The 1,135-nt window shown below is 30.9% G+C and carries 2 protein-coding genes; both read left to right on the top strand.

What is annotated here, in order from left to right:
* A partial coding sequence (locus tag DNU06_RS17465) for a hypothetical protein (protein ID WP_233503073.1) occupies nt 1-559 on the top strand: 559 nt, incomplete at its 5' end.
* Between the two features lie 25 nt (nt 560-584).
* Nucleotides 585-1,061: an SRPBCC family protein gene (locus DNU06_RS17460; protein WP_111064785.1), complete on the top strand. Its 477-nt coding sequence runs from the start codon at nt 585-587 to the stop codon at nt 1,059-1,061.
* Nucleotides 1,062-1,135 lie beyond the last annotated feature (74 nt).

The raw sequence follows: 1,135 nt of genomic DNA, 5'->3' as shown, positions 1-1,135 counted from the left end.
CGTTAGCATTAATAATTTAAAATACAGGATGTTCCTAGAGAAAAAAGAATTAAAAAGAATAATCTCAGAAGAAAGAGGTTTTGGGAAAAATGATCAAGAGATTTATAATGTCCTCATTGAGAAGCATAAAGATAAAGACGAAATAGCCATTATGTTGACCGATTCGTTAAAAAAAGAAGACAGAAATAAAATTCGTTTCTGGAATACAATATTATTAGTATTAATTGGGTTGACAATTATTTTTAAAGTAATAGCTACTCTCAACATATCAGTAAGTAGTGGGAAATTATGGACACTTTTATTCGTGTTGCTTACACCCATCTTGAATATTGCGTTCTTTTTAATCGTTTTGAACTATCGAATTCAGTTGTATAAGTTTATTGCAATATTTACTATGTTAAGTTTTGTAAATACAATTGGAAAAATGGGCGAAGGTCTTGACCTATTCTTAAGCATCTTTTTTTCAGTCTCAATTATAGGCCTTTCTTTTGCATTATATTATAATAACAAACCTGCTGAATTAAAGAAGGATGGAAATGGAAATCACATTTTCGTGTAAAACTGATGCTAATAAAGAACTAAAGATGCCAAGAATAGTGCTAAAAACAGAAATTGAAGCGGAAATACATATAGTATTCGATTTGTCAAGGAGCATTGACCTGCATAAAATATCAACTGAACATACAAATGAGACTGCGATTGCTGGAAAAACGAGCGGTTTAATTGAGCTTGGAGAATGTGTAACTTGGAGAGCAAAACACTTTGGGATTTATCAAAAATTAACCTCCGAAATAACCGAATTTAAAAAGGATGAATACTTTTCGGACGAAATGGTAAGCGGAGCATTTAAGCAATTTAAGCATGAACACCACTTTAAGAATACAAACGGTAAAACTTTAATGACAGACTACTTTGATTACATCTCTCCTTTTGGAATATTAGGAAGAATTGTAGATAAATTATTTCTTAAAAAATACATGACTGCATTACTTGATAAAAGAAACCAAACCATAAAAGAATTTGCAGAAAGTGAAAAATGGAAAACTGTTCTGGATAGATAAAAACTAATGCTAACAACAAGCATATTTCATTGCTGTTTCGTACCTTACAGCAACGCAAACATGCTCAAACGTTA

It is taken from the genome of Putridiphycobacter roseus (genome assembly GCF_003234935.1).
Lineage (GTDB): Bacteria > Bacteroidota > Bacteroidia > Flavobacteriales_D > Crocinitomicaceae > Putridiphycobacter > Putridiphycobacter roseus.
The sequence above is the reverse complement of the archived record's forward strand: the minus strand, read 5'-3'. Positions and strand labels throughout refer to the sequence as shown.

Coding starts and splice junctions, on each gene's coding strand:
- DNU06_RS17460 (WP_111064785.1), top strand. CDS start 585: ATGCCAAGAATAGTGCTAAAAACAGAAATTGAAGCGGAAATACATATA.